Origin of the sequence: Nafulsella turpanensis ZLM-10 (assembly GCF_000346615.1) — a bacterium.
GTDB lineage: Bacteria > Bacteroidota > Bacteroidia > Cytophagales > Cyclobacteriaceae > Nafulsella > Nafulsella turpanensis.
This window is the reverse complement of the sequence record NZ_ANNU01000006.1, coordinates 185,067-201,825: the sequence shown is the minus strand read 5'-3', so window position 1 is coordinate 201,825 and position 16,759 is coordinate 185,067. Positions and strand designations below refer to the sequence as shown.

At 45.7% G+C, this 16,759-nt stretch carries 12 protein-coding genes; 9 read left to right on the top strand and 3 right to left on the bottom strand.

The annotated features are described in order from the left end of the window. Positions 1-7: 7 nt before the first annotated feature. From F752_RS0103655 to porN, 8 genes are all read left to right on the top strand, one after another. Positions 8-1,030 (top strand): MraY family glycosyltransferase, encoded by a 1,023-nt coding sequence (locus F752_RS0103655; protein WP_017730378.1) that lies wholly within the window; start codon positions 8-10, stop codon positions 1,028-1,030. Beyond that, positions 1,017-2,189, top strand: a complete 1,173-nt coding sequence (locus F752_RS0103650; RefSeq protein WP_017730377.1) for a DUF4271 domain-containing protein — start codon at positions 1,017-1,019, stop codon at positions 2,187-2,189. Before F752_RS0103655 ends, F752_RS0103650 begins: the two co-directional genes overlap by 14 nt. A 21-nt stretch (positions 2,190-2,210) precedes the next feature. Then, positions 2,211-2,990, top strand: a complete 780-nt coding sequence (locus tag F752_RS0103645) for a uroporphyrinogen-III synthase (RefSeq protein ID WP_017730376.1) — start codon at positions 2,211-2,213, stop codon at positions 2,988-2,990. 112 nt (positions 2,991-3,102) lie between these two features. After that, entirely contained in the window at positions 3,103-4,059 is a 957-nt protein-coding gene (locus F752_RS0103640; protein ID WP_017730375.1) for a PorP/SprF family type IX secretion system membrane protein, read from the top strand. 203 nt (positions 4,060-4,262) lie between these two features. Beyond that, entirely contained in the window at positions 4,263-5,303 is a 1,041-nt protein-coding gene (porK, locus tag F752_RS0103635) for a T9SS ring complex lipoprotein PorK/GldK (protein ID WP_017730374.1), read from the top strand. A gap of 47 nt (positions 5,304-5,350) precedes the next feature. Next, entirely contained in the window at positions 5,351-6,178 is an 828-nt protein-coding gene (porL, locus tag F752_RS0103630; protein ID WP_040664091.1) for a type IX secretion system motor protein PorL/GldL, read from the top strand. Between the two features lie 37 nt (positions 6,179-6,215). After that, on the top strand, positions 6,216-7,802 hold the full coding sequence (gene porM, locus F752_RS0103625; protein ID WP_017730372.1) for a type IX secretion system motor protein PorM/GldM: 1,587 nt from the start codon (positions 6,216-6,218) through the stop codon (positions 7,800-7,802). 16 nt (positions 7,803-7,818) lie between these two features. After that, entirely contained in the window at positions 7,819-8,703 is an 885-nt protein-coding gene (gene porN / locus F752_RS0103620) for a type IX secretion system ring subunit PorN/GldN (protein WP_040664088.1), read from the top strand. A 111-nt stretch (positions 8,704-8,814) separates the two neighbouring features. Here the strand turns inward: porN and uvrC are convergent, their stop codons facing one another. The 3 genes from uvrC to porW all read right to left on the bottom strand — a co-directional run bounded on the left by uvrC (position 8,815) and on the right by porW (position 15,694). Continuing rightward, a complete protein-coding gene (gene uvrC / locus F752_RS0103615; RefSeq protein WP_017730370.1) occupies positions 8,815-10,605 on the bottom strand; it encodes an excinuclease ABC subunit UvrC in 1,791 nt (596 codons plus the stop codon). Between the two features lie 90 nt (positions 10,606-10,695). After that, positions 10,696-13,053 (bottom strand): penicillin-binding protein 1A, encoded by a 2,358-nt coding sequence (locus tag F752_RS0103610; RefSeq protein WP_017730369.1) that lies wholly within the window; start codon positions 13,051-13,053, stop codon positions 10,696-10,698. Between the two features lie 4 nt (positions 13,054-13,057). Further along, positions 13,058-15,694, bottom strand: a complete 2,637-nt coding sequence (porW, locus tag F752_RS0103605; RefSeq protein ID WP_236613975.1) for a type IX secretion system periplasmic lipoprotein PorW/SprE — start codon at positions 15,692-15,694, stop codon at positions 13,058-13,060. A gap of 104 nt (positions 15,695-15,798) precedes the next feature. Here porW and F752_RS0103600 point away from each other — a divergent pair, with 104 nt between their 5' ends. Next, the gene (locus F752_RS0103600) at positions 15,799-16,665 is read left to right on the top strand and encodes a M23 family metallopeptidase (protein ID WP_026135490.1); all 867 of its coding nucleotides are present in this window, start codon (positions 15,799-15,801) and stop codon (positions 16,663-16,665) included. Positions 16,666-16,759: the final 94 nt, after the last annotated feature.

Here is a 16,759-nt window from a genome sequence, read left to right as displayed (position 1 = left end):
TACTTCTATGTATCTGAATATATTATTTGCATTTTTGTGGGCGTTGGTGGTGAGCCTTTTTTCGGTGCCTTCCATCATTCATGTTTCGCACACCAAAAAGCTCCTCGATGAACCTAATCACCGGACCATTCATGCAGTTATGACCCCGCGGCTTGGAGGGTTAGCGATATTTGCAGGCTTTATGTCGGCGATTACCATTTTCGGCCAGTTTAGGGAAGGAGTTCAGCATTTACTGGCGGGTTGTGTGCTGCTGTTCTTTATTGGGGCGAAAGATGATGTTATCAGCGTATCGGCTTTTAAAAAATTTTTTGTGCAGATGGTTGCCACCGGCATTGTTATGATTATGGGCGATGTGCGTATTAGCAGCCTGCAGGGTTTTCTAGGCATATACGAGCTGGAGGTTGGTATCAGCTACGCTTTTACCTTTCTGGTTATTGTCGGGATCACCAATGCCATAAATCTTATTGATGGGCTCGATGGGCTTGCGGGAACCATTATTCTAATTATTTCTCTTTGTTTCGGTACCTACTTTTGCTTTTACAGTATCGAGTATGCCTTTGTTGCCTTTTGTTTGGCAGGTGGTATGCTGGGGTTTCTTCGTTATAATATTTATAAAGCGAGAATCTTTATGGGCGATACCGGTTCGCTGGTGTCAGGCTTTGTAATTGCCGTTATGTCGGTAAAGTTTCTGGAAATGAATGCCGTTCCTTCGGCTCCTGCCACTGCAGTAGCCGTACTCTTTATCCCTGTTTTTGATACGCTTCGGGCTTTTGTGCTTAGGATTGGCAACGGAAAGTCTCCTTTTGCACCGGACCGAAATCACCTGCATCACCGTTTTCTGGCTATGGGGCTGCCGCAGATTATGGTGGTTGTATTAATGCTGATGCTTAACCTGCTGGTGGTTATTTCTACCATTTGGTTTTCGGGTGCAGGCAATACTTTATTGCTGGTTTCCCAGATTGCTTTTGCTGTTCTTATCAGTGTATTTCTTGAGTTTCAAAGGCGTAAGAGTGTGTATGCAAAAGTTTAATCGCTATTTTCTTCTGCTTTGTTTTGTTCTTGGTGGGGTGCTGTCTGCTCATGCGCAGGTAGAGGTTGGGGGGCAAAGCTTTTCACTTGTAAAGGACCTGGAAGAAAACCTGTTAGAGTACAGCAAGTCGCAAAATACCTATGTGCCTTATGTGCAGGGAACCCCTTTTAATTCCTCAGCTGCGGTATTTGTTTTGCCGCTAAAGGAATATCAGGACTACCAGTTGCTGATACAGCCTCCGGCGGAGGCTGCGCTGCTGATAAACAAAAGCATAGTTGATTACTACAGGAACGGGGGCAGTAAGTTTTACCCTATTGATAGTTTGCGCCGCCTGTACGGCGATTCGTGTGTAATATCCATTTTTCACCCTTCTTTTCATCCTCAGGAGCTGGAAGTGAAAATTATAAGCCGGCAGCCTTATAGCTACGCCGATGCCGGCAGTTCCATCTCTGAAGACTTTCTGGAGGTATTCGAAAGGCGTGGAAAAAGCTTCAACAACTTCTTTATTATTGGAGTGCTGCTCTTGCTGGCGGTTATGGCTGTTCTGCGGAATGTTTTTCCGAAAGTGTTTAGCAGTTACTATGATATAACAAGAGCCGCAGCTCTGCGCGTGAGAGACGAAGCAAACTTTACCATGAAGTTGAGCGGCCGGGGCCATCTGGCCTTCCTGGTGTTTTACAGCCTGCTGTTCGGTTTTTTGCTGATGGTGCTCCTGCAAACTGCCGGCGAGATAGAAACTGTTTTTAGTTTCCTAATTGTAAGTGGGTTTGGTACCTACTTATATGCATGGCTCCTGCTTTCGGTTATCGTTTTCTTTTTCCAGCTGTTTAAATACTGGTTGCTCAGAATTGTGGCAGCTGTTTTTAATGTACCTGATTTTGCAGGTATCCACTTCTTTGATTTTCTGCGGTTGTCGCAAATCTTCTACACCCTTGTTTTTGTGCTGGTGCTGCTCCTGTTTTTAGGGGCCGATGCCTACGTTGGTACAGGTTCTGTAATATTGATTAGAGTGGTGGCTGTTTTCGCGGTAATTAGGCTTTTCTTAATCTTTTTTAAGCTTTTACATCTATCCTCATTTAGAAAAACCTATTTATTTTCTTACCTTTGCACCACAGAAATACTACCCCTTTTAATTGGACTCAAATTTCTCATAATATAAGGTTTCTGTTGTTTTTAAGGTATGACAAAAAAAGAAAAAGAGCCAAAACTAAGAGAAGTCAAAAGCATTCTGGTGTCACAGCCGGAGCCCGGCGACCAAAAATCACCTTATGGTATTCTTGCGGAAAAATATAAGCTCAAAATAGATTTTCGTCCTTTTATCCAAATCGACCCGGTTTCCCTGAAGGAGTTCAGAAAACAAAAGGTGGATATTCTTGCGCATACGGCCGTCATCTTTACCAGCCGCAATGCCGTTGACCATTTTTTCAGACTCTGCAATGAAAGCAAAATAGAAGTGCCTGCCGATATGAAGTACTTCTGCATATCTGAACAGACAGCTAATTATCTGCAAAAGTATATTGTGGTGCGAAAAAGAAAGGTTTTTACCGGCTATCGTACGGCCAATGACTTGATTGAGATACTGAAAAAGCACAAAAACGAGAAGTACATTTTTCCATGCTCTAATATCCGGAAGGAAGATATTCCTGTTTTTATGGAAGAGCAGAACATTAAGTATACGGAGGCGATCATCTATAAAACTGTTGCATCGGACCTTTCTGACCTGGCTGATGTCAACTACGATATTATCGCTTTCTTTAGTCCCTCCGGTATCAGTTCTCTTTTTGTTAATTTCCCTGATTTTGAGCAGAAGGAAACCCGAATTGCGGCTTTTGGTCCCACCACAGCGCAGGCGGTAAGAGATGCAGGACTTCGACTTGACATTGAAGCGCCTCAGCCAAACGCTCCATCCATGACGGGTGCATTGGAATTATACATTAAAAAGGCGAACAAGGTAAAATAATAAAAAATAGGAAATATTACATTCGGACCAATTGTCTCCACAACATTTTTAAATTGCGGGCATTATAATAAAGTAGAAAATCTACTATATTTATTCTCCGAACAAAAATGTTATGAGAAAGACCATTGGCCTGAGCTTATTTTTTTTGCTGGTCCTGGGGTCGTTTTCTGCTTTTGCCCAGCAGGATGCCCAGTTTACGCAGTATATGTTTAATACTCTTTACTATAACCCGGCTTATGCAGGGGTAGACGGGGTAACTTCCATTACGGCAGCACACCGAACGCAGTGGGCCGGGCTAAGAGGAAATCCGGTTACACAAATCATTAGCTTTAACACACCGGTATTCCGCTTAAGCAGTGGCTTTGGGGTACATTTTATAAATGATCGTTTGGGGGCGCAGAATAACCTGCAGTTCCAGGCCTCCTATGCCTACCACCTGCACCTGAAGGAGCTCAATACCAAACTTAGTTTTGGTGTGCGGGCCGGAGCAAATGCTCTTTCCATTGACGAAGATGAATTTATCCCTAATCAGGCGGATGATCCGCTTTTGCTGGGAGATCAGCCCTACGACCTGCGGCCCGATATGGGGGCAGGGGTTTATTTCCAGTCGGAGAAAGTATTTGGCGGTGTTGGTTTTAGCCACCTGTTAAAAGGCAGGTTTTCGGATAGCGACCTGAACCGGCAGCCGCTTACGAACCATATGAGTGTAATGTTCGGTTATGACTACATTTACGGTCGTAAAATTACACTTACCCCCTCATTTCTGGTGCAAACCGATTTTAACCAGTACATATTTACCCTAACTGCCATGGGAAACCTGGATGAAAAGTACTGGTTGGGCTTATCTTTTCGCCAGGGGGAATCAATTAATTTAATTACGGGTTACAGTGTACTGAAAGACAAATCTTTACGTTTTGGATATTCTTTCGACTTCGTGGTAAAAGGGGTGGGGGCAAAATCTCCATCGGCTATTGGCTCTTCGCATGAAATTTCGCTTACCTATACTTTGCCACAGCCAACCCCTTCGGGTAAAAAGATTATCAGAAATCCAAGATTTCGCCACGATTAGTAAATAAAAAATAATCTTTTGCGTTAAAATAATGTTGAAGATTAGTTGAATAAGTGTTATGTGTTTTTTCTGGTAAATCCTGAAAAATATTACAGGTAATATATTTTGTCAGGTATTGATAAGGAAAGAAATCCTGAACCCTATAATTTTGGGGTATTAGGTTGTTGCTTGGACCAAATAGATGTTTTATTAAAAAAGGTGTTATGAATAAAATGCTGTCCCACAGGAAGGCTATTTTCTTTGTGTTGTTTTTAGCCTCGGCTGCCCTACAGGGGTGTAGCCTGTTTGGTGGTGGATCTGGTGAAGACTATGGCGAACTGGTTGGTGTGCAAGGTCGAGAAGGTTGGGTAATGACTGTGCCTTATGGTATGGTGGTTGTTCCTGCCGGTACTTTCCACATGGGCCAGGCCGACGAAGACATCGCTGCCTCCCAAATTAACTTTAACAAGCAAATTACCGTTGGCAGTTTTTACATGGACGATACGGAAATCACTAACAATGAGTATCGCCAATTTGTCAATGCAATGCTTGAAGACTCAGCCAGTACGCTGGGCGAAGACTTTATTATGCAGGAGCTTTATCCTGATACCTCTGTGTGGCAACGCGACTTTGCCCACCACATGGGCGACCCTCTGGTAGAATACTACTACATGCACCCTGCATTTGACGATTATCCGGTAGTAGGTGTAGACTGGGAAGCAGCGCGTTATTTTGCCGACTGGCGTACCGACTACCTGAATGCTTACCGCGTAAGCCAGGGAGATTTCGTGATGCCTGATTTTCGCCTGCCTTCCGAAGCAGAATGGGAATATGCTGCCCGTGGCGGCCGCGACATGGCTACCTATCCATGGGGTAACCCTTACATCAGAAATGCAAAAGGCTGTATGCTGGCGAACTTTAAGCCAGGACGTGGTAACTATTACGATGATGGTTTTGCCTATACTGGTCCTGTAGCCTCTTATTTCGCCAATGATTTCGGCCTGTACGATATGTCAGGTAACGTAGCCGAATGGTGCGAAGATGCTTACAACCCTGCATCAGTTCCTTTGGTGTGGGACCTTAACCCAACCTACTTCGACGAAGATCAGCCCCGCAAAGTAGTACGCGGTGGCTCCTGGAAAGATATTTCCTACTTCCTCGAAACAGGTACCCGTAATTTTGAATACAAAGATTCAGCTCGCTCTTATATCGGCTTCCGTCTGGCCATGACTCACTTGGGCCGTTCGTCTGGTATGGAGTTTTAAGCTTCAACAAAATAGAAAAAATCATCATAAACTAAATAGTGACAATAATGAGTAGAAAGAAAGGTGGATTCCAGGCGATGCTTTTCAGCACGATTATGCCTAAAATATATGGCATTGGTGGAGCGGTAGTAATTGTAGGTGCTTTATTTAAGATTCTGCACTGGCCAGGTGCAAACTTCATGTTGATCGTTGGTTTAGGTACTGAAGCCCTTATCTTCTTCTTAAGTGCCTTTGAACCGCCTCATGCCGATCCGGACTGGTCAAAAGTATATCCTGAACTGGCAGATGACTATACAGGTGCACCGGTAAGCCGTACGGCTGTAGCTGCTACCTCCGATAGCGGATCAGTAACAAGAAAGCTCGACCAGATGCTGGAAAGTAATAAAATTGGACCGGAATTGATTCAGAGCCTGGGCCAGGGCATGCAAAGCCTTGCCAACTCAGCCAAACAAATGGGTTCTTTATCAAATGCTGCTGTAGCAACTGAAGAGTATGCTAACAATGTACGCCAGGCTTCCAAGTCACTGATTGATATGAATAAATCTTATGGCGCAACCGTTAATGCAATGTCCGAAATGGCCAATGCTTCGAAAGATGCCAAAGAATATCATAACCAGGTGCAGGTGGTAACCAAAAATCTGGGTGCTCTTAATGCAGTCTATGAAATGGAACTGCAGGATGCTAACAGCCACGTAAAAGCGATGAACAAATTCTACGGCAGCATTTCTGCTGCAATGGAAAGCATGTCGCAGGCCAGCAAAGAGTCTGAGCAGTTTAAAAAAGAACTATCCTCTCTTACCAGCAACCTTAGCTCACTTAATAATGTGTATGGCAATATGCTAACAGCCATGCGCGGTAATGGAAGTGCGCGCTAATTTAAATGTTTAAGAACCCCATAAGCAATAAATAAATATGGCTGGAGGAAAAGAAACCCCAAGGCAGAAGATGATCGGGATGATGTACCTGGTACTGCTGGCGCTCCTTGCACTGCAGGTGAGTAACACCGTACTGGAGAAGTTCATCTTCATCAACCGAAGCCTTGAAACAACCGTAGAGGAAACGAATGTCGGCAATGCCAATACAGTAAGCCGGATCCAGACTCAGGTAACGGATGCAGGTAACCGTGCGGCCGACGTCAAGGTGCTGAAAAGTGCCCAGACAGTACGTGAACGTACCAAGGAGGTACTCGATAACCTGAATGACCTGAAAGAAAAGCTGGTGGAAATAACCGGAGGTTATGACCCTGAGAATCCTGAAGTTCCGCAGAACGTAGCCGATGAGGAGACCATGGCGAACTACATGATTAACCAGAAGAACGGAGAGGAACTGCAAAGGGTGTTGAATGAGTATGCTGCTTTTCTTGAAGAAGCATCCGGTATTGAAACCACCCCTATCGCACTCGATGCAAAAGACAATCCGGTTTTTGCCAATGATCCAAATCAGAGAAACAAGAACTTTGCGGAGCTGAATTTTGCCAACACTCCCCTTGTAGCCGGTTTAGCGACCATTACCCAGTTCGAAACAGAAGTACTGCTCCGTGAAGCGGCGGCACTCGATAAACTGGCCCGCGATGTGGGTGCCCAGGATATTAAATTCGACGTAATTGTTCCTATGGTAACCCCTGAAGCAAAAATAGTGGCTGCAGGTACAAAATATAAAGCTGACCTTTTCGTAGCAGCATCTTCTTCAGGTGTAGACCCGGAAATGTATGTGAATGGAAAAGAAATTGATGTGGTAGGCGGTATGGGTAAAGTGGAATTTATAGCTTCTGCCGGAGATTATAATGAAGAAGGACTTGCCCGTAAAACATACGAGTCGAAGATTACTGTTTCTGCCCCGGGTGGTAATGATACTACCTTTACAGCAGTGCAGGAGTACTTTGTAGCCAAGCCGGTTATCCAAATACAGTCAGCCGCAGTTCAGGCACTTTACCTGCAGTGTGGAAATGAGCTGAATGTACAGGTGCCTGCCTTAGGAACTAACTACAATCCTGACTTTAGTGCAACGGGTGCTACCGTTTATGAAGGAAATAAAAGAGGACTTGTAACCGTTGTACCAAATGCAGCCGATGTGGTACTTACTGTTAAAAATGATGGGACTGTATTAGGTGCTGAAAAGTTTGGTGTACGTCGTGTACCTAAGCCTGAGCTGGTTCCTTATAGCGGAAACCAGCCACTCGACCTTAAAACCGGAGTACCTGCCACTCGTCTTCGTGAATTGACAATGCGTGCCATTGCTGACGAAAGCTTTGCAGAGTTCCTTCCGAAGGATGCAAACTTTAGAGTAGCGGAGTATACTGTGTACCTGGCAAGAGGTAACCGTCCTGTTGATAATGCCAAGGCAAGCGGACCGGAAATTGACCTTCGCCGCTTTGCTGCAAAGGCTAAACCAGGCGACCGTTTGGTAATTGAAGTGACTAAAGTTCAGCGTCTGAACTTTAGAAAAGAGATTATTGATGTGCCAATGGGTACGCCTATCTTTACGGTACAGTTGAATTAGTAAATTTTTAGAGGTTATGAAGAAATTATGTTATGTATTGGTTCTGGGAGCTTTTATGACTATGGCAGGTGTCGAAACCTCCCAGGCTCAGGAAACAGTCCTGGAATATAACCCGAACTCAGTTCACCCGATTCGTGATTCAGATATCCTTCTCAAAAAAAGAATCTGGAGGAGAATTGACCTGGAGGAGAAGCAGAATAAACCTTTCTTTGCTTTCAATAATGAAATAAGCAAGATAATGGTTGAGGCGGTGAAAGCCGGTGTACTCACTCCTTATATGAACGACTCCTTAACTACCCGTATGCCACGGGAGGAGTTCCTGGAAAGAATAAAGTTACCTGAAGTGGCCGGAGGTTTAACGGAAGAAGAAAAGGCAATGGGTTTTGGACAGGAGGAAGCTTCTGGCTGGGATACCGGCGCCGGCTGGGGAGATGAACCGGCAACTGATACTGCTAAGACAACCGTAGTGGAAGATGCGTTTGATGAGTTCCTTCCTCGGGATATGAACATTCTGGAGCTGATGGAAGACATGATCTTTGATAAGAAGCGCAGCCGCCTCTACTGGGATATTCAGGCGGTTACCCTCATCATTCCGGGAACACGTTATGAAACCGGACTACAGAAAGCTGTAGCAACCTTTAAATATAAAGATCTGGTAGAACTGTTCCGCAGCATGCCGGGCGAGGCAATCTGGTTTAACCCACAGAATAGTGGTGCACACCTTAACCTGTCTGATGCCTTTGCACTCCGACTGTTCGATGGGCGCATTATTAAAGTAGGTAACCCTGATGATGCCCTCCTTGTTGAAATCTATGACAAAAGCCCGAAAGAAGGGCTGATGGCCTCGCAGTGGATAGAAATGGAATTACTTGAGCTCGAGCACGAACTCTGGGAATACTAAGCTATAAAATAAACATCTATAAAAAGAGGAGACAGCAATGTCTCCTCTTTTTGTTTCTAAGGAACAGGAGTCTATCTATAAAAAGGAAAGAAGATAACAACAGGAGAAAAATCAGCTTAGCTGCTCTTTTAACAGCCGGGCTTTATCCTTCCCTACCACTTTGGCAATTTCCTCCTCACTGGCTTCTTTAATCTTTTGAACAGAGCGGAAATTCTTCAGCAGTTTGTCGGCAGTAACTTTACCAATTCCTTTCATCTCATCTAATTGAGTAGTAAAAGCTCCCTTACTGCGCTTATCGCGGTGATGGGTAATGGCAAAGCGGTGGGCTTCATCACGTATACGCTGGATGAGTTTAAGCGATTCCGACTTCTTATCGATGTGCAGCGGGTAAGGGTCTTCAGGGTAAAAAATTTCTTCCAGCCGTTTGGCAATGCCAATGATTGGAACCTTCCCATACAAATCCAGCGCCTTCAGGGCGTCAACAGAGGCGCTAAGCTGTCCTTTGCCCCCGTCCACTACAATTAGGTCAGGGAGGGGCTTTTTCTCCTCCAGCAGCCGCTTATAACGTCTTCCAACCACTTCGTTCATAGAGGCAAAGTCGTTAGGACCGATAACGGTTTTAATATTAAAGTGGCGGTATTCTTTTTTTGCAGGCTTCCCGTTAATAAAGCATACCATGGCAGCAACAGGGTTAGTGCCTTGTATATTGGAGTTATCGAAGCATTCGATCCGCATTGGTGGGTCTTTTAGCTGCAGGTCCTGCTGAAGCTGCAGCACTACCCTGTTCTCTTTAAGACGATTGGTTTCAAGATTGCTGAGCCGTTCTTTTTTATGGTAGAGAGCATTTTTGAGCGACATTTCAATCAGCTTTTTCTTATCACCAATTTTCGGAACGTTAATTTGCAGTCTGTCTGCCTCGATCTCCAGCGGAACATTGGTAATTACTTCGTTGGCGGTACTGTTGTAACGTTCCCGCAGCTCCACCATTACCAGGGCCAGGATGTCCTCGTCAGTCTCTTCCATCCTCTTTTTTACCTCTACCGTTTTGGTAACCGTAACCGCACCATTAATGATTTTGAGGTAGTTGATAAAGGCGTACTTGTCGTCCGTTACGATCGTAAGTACATCAAGGTCGGCAATGGAAGTGCTTACTACCAGGGACTTCGACTGAAACTTCTCCAGCAGATCAAATTTTTCCTTAAAGCGCTGGGCTTCTTCAAAAGCGAGCTTTTCTGCGGCCATCTGCATATGCTCCTTAAAGAAGGCCCGCGGTAAGGAGAGGTTGCCTTTTAGTATGTTTACGGCCTGCTCAATGTCCTTCATATAATCGGCTTCGGACTGAAAGCCTTCGCAGGGCCCTTTGCAATTGCCAATGTGGTACTCCAGGCATACCTTAAACTTTCCTCTTTCAATATTTTCTTCGGAAAGGTTGTATTTACAGGTACGGATATGATAGAGGCTGCGGAGAAGGTAAAAGACATTGTTCATCGCTTTTACCGATGCAAAGGGACCATAATAAGAACCAAGACCGGGAATCATTTTCCGGATGGCAATAATCCGCGGAAAGCGCTCGTGCGTTACACAGATATAAGGATAGCTCTTATCGTCTCGCAGGAGTATGTTATAGCGCGGCTTGTTCTTTTTAATAAGGCTGTTTTCAAGCAGTAGCGCCTCAAATTCATTATTAACAATGGTAAACTCAATAGAGGCTATCTCAGAAACCAGCTTTTGTGTTTTCCGGTTAACTCCTTTTTGTTTGGTGAAATAACTGCTAACTCTTTTCCTGAGGTTTTTAGCTTTGCCAACATAAATAAGCTCCTTCTCAGCATTATAATACTTATAAACGCCAGGTTCAGCAGGCAGGTGGCTGATTTGTTCGGGGGTGAAAAAAGGAGTTTCCATTTGCTATAAAACTGTTACAGCAGGCGAAAAAGCTTCCGCCTGCTGTAACTTTTACTATTATATGTAAAAAAAGTTTAAAGCTGTTTCTGCTTAGAATTCAATCTCATTCGGGTCAATGGCAGGTCTTTCGGGAATTTGAACAGAATCTGCCGCTTCGCCTTCCAGTCCCTCACCATAGCCCTGTTCAGCATAAGCAGTGCAGTTGAGCTCAACGCTTACAGGCTTGGCAGGGGTTTCAAAAGTAGTTTTATCAATACTCAACTCGGGGTCGTTATATACCTTTAGCATAAACTCCTGCCAGATAGGCATGGCTGTGCGAGCACCCTGCCCTGAATACCAACTTTTAAACCGGATGTTGCGGCTATCGCCGCCTACCCAGGCACCGGCCACAAGCTCAGGGGTAACACCCATAAACCAGCCGTCGGAGCCGTTTTGCGTAGTACCCGTTTTACCGCCAATTTCAATATTATGACGTAACTCGCGTGAAAGGCCCATGGCAGTACCTCCTTCAATTTGAGTAGCTCCCTGCAGCATGTGTAGCATTACATAGGCCGTTTCCTCATTCAGTGCCTCCACCGTTTTCGGGTGAGGGTTGTACAGAACATTTCCGTTTTTATCTTCAATGCGGGTAACATAGTAAGGTTCGGTATAAACGCCTTTATTGACAAAGGTGCTGTAGGCGCCAACCATTTCATAAACCGAAACATCACTGATTCCCAGAGACAAGGCTAACACAGGCTCAAGGTGGCTCTTTATGCCCATCCGCTGAGCCAGGGCCACCACATTTTCAGGCCCAACCTTGTACATGATATTGGCCGTAACAGAGTTGATGGATTTTGCCATCGCTTCCCGCAGGTTCATAGGCTGGCCTGAGAATTTACCATCGGAGTTATCGGGGCTCCAGGTAGGCGGGTCGCCGCCGGTCTGGTAGCTTTGTGGTACGTCAAAAACGGTGTAGCAGGGCGAGTAGCCGTTTTCAATGGCCGTGGCATACACAAAAGGCTTAAAGGTGGAACCAGGCTGGCGCTTACCCTGCTTTACGTGGTCGAATTTAAAGTGTTTGTGGTCGATACCACCCACCCAGGCCTTTACCGCTCCGGAATAAGGGTCCATAGCCATAAAGCCGGTATGGAGGAAGCGCTTGTAATAGCGCAGGGAATCCATGGGCGACATGAGAGTATCAATTTCTCCCTTGTAGGAGAAAACTCTCATAGGCGTTTTCGTTTTAAGAATGATGTCGATGGAATCAGCCCCTTCGCCAAACCTCTTTACAAGAGAGCGATAGCGCTCGGTTCGCTTCATTTCACTCTCGATAAAGCCTTTCAGCTCTTTGTTATCTTCACCGAGCCAGGGATTTTGACCTTTCCATTCGTTGGCAAAAATCTTCTGGAGTTTCGCCATGTGGCTGTTAACCGCATCTTCGGCATAACGCTGCATGCGGCTGTCGATGGTGGTATAGATTTTAAGTCCGTCTTCGTACAGGTCATAGCCATTTTCACGTGACCAGGAATGTAAGAAGTCCTTGATGACTGAGCGGAAGTACGGCGCCGGTCCCTGGTTGTGGTTCTCGACATTATATTCGAGATCCAGAGGAAGTGTCTGGAAAGAGTCGGCCTGGGCAGTAGTGATAAAATCGTACTTTTCCAGCTGGTTAATTACCACATTGCGGCGGTGGAGGGCATTTTCCGGATTGTAAACCGGGCTCAGGCGCGAAGGGGCCTGTACAATGCCCGCAAGGAGGGCTGCTTCGTGCACATCCAGGGCATTGGGGGTCTTGTTGAAGAAGGTTTGGGAAGCTACCTTAATACCAAAAGCATTACTGCCAAAGTCGACCGTGTTCAGGTACATGGCCAGTATTTCCTTTTTGGTATAGGCTCTTTCGAGGCGTACAGCCAGTATCCATTCTTTGGTTTTGCTGATGATGAGGTCCAGCGCAGGATTGATGCCATTCAGCTTGCCCTCGTAATCCTCATCGGTACGGAGGTTAAAGAGGTTCTTCGCCAGCTGTTGCGAAAGGGTGCTGCCACCACCGGCATTCTGGCCCAGCAGAATCGATTTTACTGCCACCCGCATCATGCCTATTTCGTCTATGCCAGCATGTTCTTCAAAGCGAACATCTTCCGTAGCCACCAGGCTGTTAACCAGATTAGGCGATAGCTCGTCGAAGGTGGCATTCACACGGTTTTCGCGAAAATACTTGCCAAGCAGTACATTATCGGCGGAGTAAAGCTCGGAAGAAAGGTTGTTCTCCGGGTTTTCCAGTAATTTAAAGCCGGGCACTCCTCCATAGAGGCCCATAAAATTAATGCTAACTGTATACACATACAGCGGAAAGGCCAGGAGGCCTCCAATAAAAAGCACCCACAACCCGATAACCACGGAACGGTAAATCTTCGACTTAGACGAAGGTGTTCCCTTTTTTTTCTTTTTTGGCGTTTCTGCTGCCATTCTATCAGTTATAAAATTTATTAAAGAATTTTAAGTAGCTGTCGATATCCTTGGAGTCGTAGAGAATCTGGAAGTTATCTCTGGAAACAACAAAGGATTGAACGTTTGCGTTCTTTGCCTCCTCAGGAATTACCTTGCTCCTGTTAATAGCCCGGAGATACTGCACAGCTGAGCTCCTGTCGGGGAACTGGTTTACATACACCATGCTGGTTTGATCGTTCAGTCGCAGGTTAGTGGCTTTAAGGTCAGGCGTTTGCTCGTACTTCAAATTAAAGGAATCTACCGCTGCAATTAATGGATCTGCAAGTTTTTTTTCATTTTCGTACTTTATAATAAAATAATGCGGCTGATTGAAGTCCTCGATAAAGCGTGTTCCTTCAATTTTAGCTTTATTCTCGGCAAATTTATAGCTGGCCTGCAATAACTCCTGGGCATAGGCTCTTAGCTGATCATCGGTTGTTTGCTCAATAAACTGATTTAGTTCGTACTGGTAAGGAGCGGCACCATCGGTTTTTCCTTTTACCATTATCTGGAGCAGGCGGAGGTGGTCGCTAAAGGAGTTTTCAGGATGCTCCTTAAGGTTTACCCGGAGGAGGCTGTCGGCTCGGGTGTAGGCGCCGGAATTATACCATTCGTATGCCTGTGCATAGGCTTCCTTCAGAAAGACGGTTATTTGGTCGCTTTCTTCCAGGTAATTAGGGTTAAGCGCTACTTTAGCAAAAGTAGTATTAGGATATTGCTGTACCAGCTCATTCTTATACTGCTCTGCCAAGGCATCGTCTTTCCCTTTGTGCAGCAGGTAGAGTTCGTACAGGACTTCCGGCCTTAGCTCACTTTCGGGGAACCGCTGTAACAGCGTATCGAAGGCGGCAATGGCCCTGCCATACTCCTGGAGATCGTAGTTGTAAATTTTCCCAAGCTTATAGTAGGCATTTTCTATAGCTGCCAGAGCCAGGTCCTGCTCTTCTTCGGCAAAAGGAAGTTCGTTGTAGTACTCCAATGTGCGGGAGGCGATAATTTCATCTTCGTCGGGCTGAATGGGCGTATCGGTAAGTGCGCTCTCCTGCTCCATGGCCTGGGTAATTACATTAGTATTTTCGCGCTGATCGCCACTGAGGATGCGCCAGTTATCCTGCAGCGGGCGGTCGCCCCAGTTCTTGATAAACTCTGCCTGCCCAATGCCCAGGAGGTTTTGATTGTAAAAGTACCAGGTGGCCTCTCTGTTCTGCAGATTGTCGGTAAGGCCGAATTTATCGCGAACGGTATTAAAGCCGGTGCGGACATTTACCTGGTTCATCCGCTGCTCATCTATCAGCTTTGCCTGTCGGGCCTCTTCTTCCATTTCCTCCCGCACTATCTCTTCGAGGTAAGTGCGCAGGCTCAGGCTGTCGAGCTGCACCAGCCGTAGGAGGCTGTCCTGCAGTTGAACAGTATTCAGCTGCGTGAGGAGCTCCCCCAACACTTCCCGCCGCTGCTGTACCTGTGCATAGTCGGGCTCGTCGGGCGGGAGGTTTTGCAGTGTACTATCATAATAAGCTTCGGCCAGGCGATAGTCATTAAAGGTATCGTAGTAGAGCTCGGCCAGGGCCTGGTAGGCATAGCTTTTCTGCCGAGGGTTATTGACACTTGCCTGGATAGATTTTTTATAATTTTCGATAGCCGCATCCAGGTTTCCCTGCCGGGCCTCGAAATTCCCCAGCTCATAATATATTTTATCGCGGTACTCCCGGTTTTTCTTGTCTTTGAGTAGTTTTTGGAAATAGCGGCGAATTTCCTTTTCATCCGCTTCCTGCGCCAGGTCGAATACCTGCGCCATGCTCAGACGGGCAAAAAAGCTCAGTTCGTAATCGGGGTTGCTTTTAAGGCTCTTTTCGAAGCTTTCATAAGCCTGCTGGTCGAGCCCCATTTGCTGGTACAGCTGCCCCAGTATATAATAGAGGCGGGCTCTCCCTTCATCTTTGGGAGTACGTGGAGCGGCCTCCTCAAGGGCGGCAGCCATATAGGGCCAGTCCTCCCGCTGCCGGTAAAAATAGGCGAGTGTCTGGTAATACTTTTTTAAATTTTCTTTATTTAATTTTTCCTTACGCAGGTAATCAGATACTGCTTTCGCGTTATTGAGCTCATTATAATCGATAAAAGTACGCATCAGGTTAATGAGGGCCCGGTGCCGGGCATCATCATCTTCGCTGTTAACATTTACGTACTTAAAGGTTTCGACGGCGTGCTCATACTCACCCTTATAAAAGCGTGTTTTGCCAACGAGAATATAGCTGTCGTCGACCCACTTGCTGTGTTTATGGCGATCAATGGCAATGGAAGCTTTCTTTAATATATCCTCAAGCTGAGGCTGCAGAGTACTTATCACAGAGGTATCTACCTCCGGAAATATAGGTAGCAGCTGGTTGAAGTTGCGTTCCTGTGCATCGGCCAATGCATCCTCCACCTCTTCCATTTTTTCTTTGGCAAGAAAATAGGCATTGTAGCGGGCGGTAATATTGTGGTAGATGTTGGCCACAGGACCTTTGCGTTCGGCTGCGCAGCCTGCCAGAAATAACAGGATATAACAGCAGGCAAAAGCGCGGGAAAGGGGAAAGCGAACGTTTAGCAAGCCAATTGTATTTTTAATATGAATAAACGCCAAAGACTTAAAAATTAGTACATCTATTTATTGTAATTAGTTTAAATACATACTTTTGTATAGAAGCGAAGTATAAAAGTTACCACCAAAATTAACACCAAGCAGGCTTGAAGTCCAAAAAAACATTGTCGGACTGGTTGTCGAACCGGTATCTGCTGATTCTCAGAAATGAAGAGAACTTTGCAGAACGTACTACCATCAGTTTTACCTATGCAAAGTTAGTAGTATTTCTGGTAAGTATTTTCCTGATTGTTCTTTTGATTAGTCTTTACCTGGTTACCACTATTCTTTCGGCCTGGCTGGACCCCCGGCATGCCGAGGTAGAGGCCAATCGCCAGCTGATCGAGCTTTCGCTTACCGTCGATTCGCTGGCCTTAGAGGTGGATAGAAAGGAAGAGTTTATTAAATTGTTTAAGCGCCTTTCGAGTGGAGAGGTGGCACATGATACCCTGAGTGAACTTAAAGCCTCGGCCGAAATACGTAGTGTAGAAAAGGAAGAATTGTTGCTGGAAGATCTTCCGGCAGTTGACTCAGCCCTGCGGTCGGAGTTTGAAGGGAGCCTCCTGTACGATAAAAGCCTGAGCAGCAGCAACAGTGAGCTGCAGGAAATATTCTTTTTCTCACCAATTTCCGGTATGGTGTCTGCTCCGTTCGATACGAAAATTGAGCATTACGGGGCCGATATCGTTTCAAAGCCAAATGAGCCTGTAAAAGCAGTGGCCGATGGAACAGTACTGCTTTCGGTGTGGACACAAAAGGAAGGTTATGTGGTGGCTATTCAGCACCGGACTGACCTGGTATCGGTTTACAAGCATAATTCGGCCCTGCTAAGAAAAGCCGGAGAATTTGTTCGGGCGGGTGAAGTCGTATCGATCATTGGTAATACAGGAGAGTTAACTTCCGGGCCGCATCTGCACTTTGAACTGTGGTACAATGGCAATCCCATCGATCCGGAAGAATTTGTTTCTTTTTAGTGGGGGCAGGTATCGGGTATGAGGTATCAGGAGCCGGGAGACATAGGACAAAAGATAATAGACGTAAGATAATAAGATATAAGTGGCAAGATGA

What these genes read in the sequence shown, in the direction of transcription:
- porM (WP_017730372.1), top strand. Translation starts at nt 6,216, where the DNA reads ATGGCTGGAGGAAAAGAAACCCCAAGGCAGAAGATGATCGGGATGATG.
- F752_RS0103650 (WP_017730377.1), top strand. Translation starts at nt 1,017, where the DNA reads ATGCAAAAGTTTAATCGCTATTTTCTTCTGCTTTGTTTTGTTCTTGGT.
- porN (WP_040664088.1), top strand. Translation starts at nt 7,819, where the DNA reads ATGAAGAAATTATGTTATGTATTGGTTCTGGGAGCTTTTATGACTATG.
- uvrC (WP_017730370.1), bottom strand. Translation starts at nt 10,605, where the DNA reads ATGGAAACTCCTTTTTTCACCCCCGAACAAATCAGCCACCTGCCTGCT.
- F752_RS0103640 (WP_017730375.1), top strand. Translation starts at nt 3,103, where the DNA reads ATGAGAAAGACCATTGGCCTGAGCTTATTTTTTTTGCTGGTCCTGGGG.
- porL (WP_040664091.1), top strand. Translation starts at nt 5,351, where the DNA reads ATGAGTAGAAAGAAAGGTGGATTCCAGGCGATGCTTTTCAGCACGATT.
- F752_RS0103610 (WP_017730369.1), bottom strand. Translation starts at nt 13,053, where the DNA reads ATGGCAGCAGAAACGCCAAAAAAGAAAAAAAAGGGAACACCTTCGTCT.
- porK (WP_017730374.1), top strand. Translation starts at nt 4,263, where the DNA reads ATGAATAAAATGCTGTCCCACAGGAAGGCTATTTTCTTTGTGTTGTTT.
- F752_RS0103655 (WP_017730378.1), top strand. Translation starts at nt 8, where the DNA reads ATGTATCTGAATATATTATTTGCATTTTTGTGGGCGTTGGTGGTGAGC.
- F752_RS0103645 (WP_017730376.1), top strand. Translation starts at nt 2,211, where the DNA reads ATGACAAAAAAAGAAAAAGAGCCAAAACTAAGAGAAGTCAAAAGCATT.